Source organism: Endozoicomonas sp. SESOKO1 (assembly GCF_024606265.1).
Taxonomy (GTDB): domain Bacteria; phylum Pseudomonadota; class Gammaproteobacteria; order Pseudomonadales; family Endozoicomonadaceae; genus Endozoicomonas.
This window is the reverse complement of sequence record NZ_JAHHPP010000395.1, coordinates 1-1,560: the sequence shown is the minus strand read 5'-3', so window position 1 is coordinate 1,560 and position 1,560 is coordinate 1. Positions and strand designations below refer to the sequence as shown.

Sequence of the window (1,560 nt, the reverse complement as noted above, 5' to 3'; positions counted from 1 at the left end):
AGCGATAAGGAAGTTGAACTGGCCCTTGGTCGGCTATACCAGGACATGGGACGGCATCAGGAGGCGCTGACGATCTTTAAGCAGCTGCGCACCAACCGCTCCGGGCATGAAAGTACTCCCTGCAACGATAAGGGCATAGAGTTAACCCTTGGTCGGCAATGCCAGTGCATGGGACTGCATCAGGAGGCGCTGACGATCTTTAAGGAGCTGCGCACAGACCGCTCCGGGAACGAAGGCACACCTTGTAACGACAAAGAAGTTGAACTGGCCCTTGGCGTGCAATACCAGCACATGGGACGGTATCAAAAGGCACTGACGATCTTTCACAAGTTGCGCTCCGACCGCTCCAGGAACGAAGGCACTCCTTGCAAAGACAGGGAAATTGAACTGGCCCTTGGTCGTCTATACCTGGACATGGAATGGTATCAGGAAGCACTGACGACCTTTAACAAGTTGCGCTCCGACCACCGTGGGCGTCAAGGCACCCCTCGCAATGACAAGGAAGTTACCCTGTCCCTTGGTCGTCTGTACCAGGACATGGGACAGTATCAGGAGGCGCTAATGATCTTTGTGAAGCTGCGTGTCGACCGTTCCGGACACGAAGGCACACCTTGCAACGACAAGGAAGTTGAATTGGCCCTTGCCTTGCAATACGAGTACATGGGACGGTATCAAGAGGCACTGACGATCTTTCACAAGTTACGCTCCGACCGCTCCGGGCATGAGGGTACTCCTTGCAAAGACAAGGAAATTGAACTAGGCCTTGGTCGTCTATACCATGCCATGGGACGGTATCATGAGGCACTGACGACCTTCATCAAACTGCGCTTTGACCGTTCCGGGCATGAATGCACTCCCTGCAACGACAAAGACATAGAATTAACCCTTGGCCGACAATACCAGTACGTGGGGTTCCATCAGGAGGCGCTGACGACCTTGATCAAGCTGCGCACCGATCGCTCCGGACATGCAGGCACTCATTGCAACGACAAGGGCATTGAACTGGCCCTTGGTCGGCTATACCAGGACATGGGACGGCATCAAGAGGCGCTGACGACCTTCATCAAGCTGCGCAGTGATCGCTCCGGGCATGAAGGCACTCCCTGCAACGACAAAGGCATAGAGTTAACCCTTGGCCGACAATACCAGTACATGGGACGGCATCAGGAGCCGTTGACGATCTTTAAGAAGCTGCGCACAGACCGCTCTGGGAACGAATGCACACCTTGTAACGACAAAGAAGTTGAACTGGCCCTTGGCTTGCAATACCAGTACATGGGACGGTATCAAGAGGCACTGGCGATCTTTAGCAAGTTGCGCTCCGACCGCTCCGGCCATGAAGGTACTCCTTGCAAAGACAAGGACATTGAACTGGCCCTTGGCGACATTCATGTGGATTTAATGAACTGGTGTCAGTTTGACCAAATGCAACTTGATAACAAGGGTTTTGCCGGGCCAGAGGTAGACTTGTGTATCAGCGTCCGTTACTTCAGAGAGTGCATTTTTTCTGGTCAAGACCAGGACATTTCAGGGCTTTTGACCAAAGCCATTGAGCATGCA

1 protein-coding gene is annotated in these 1,560 nt (G+C 53.3%); it reads left to right on the top strand.

What is annotated here, in order from left to right; translation table 11 throughout:
- A partial coding sequence (locus tag KDK13_RS18070) for a tetratricopeptide repeat protein (protein WP_257286392.1) occupies positions 1–1,560 on the top strand: 1,560 nt, incomplete at both ends.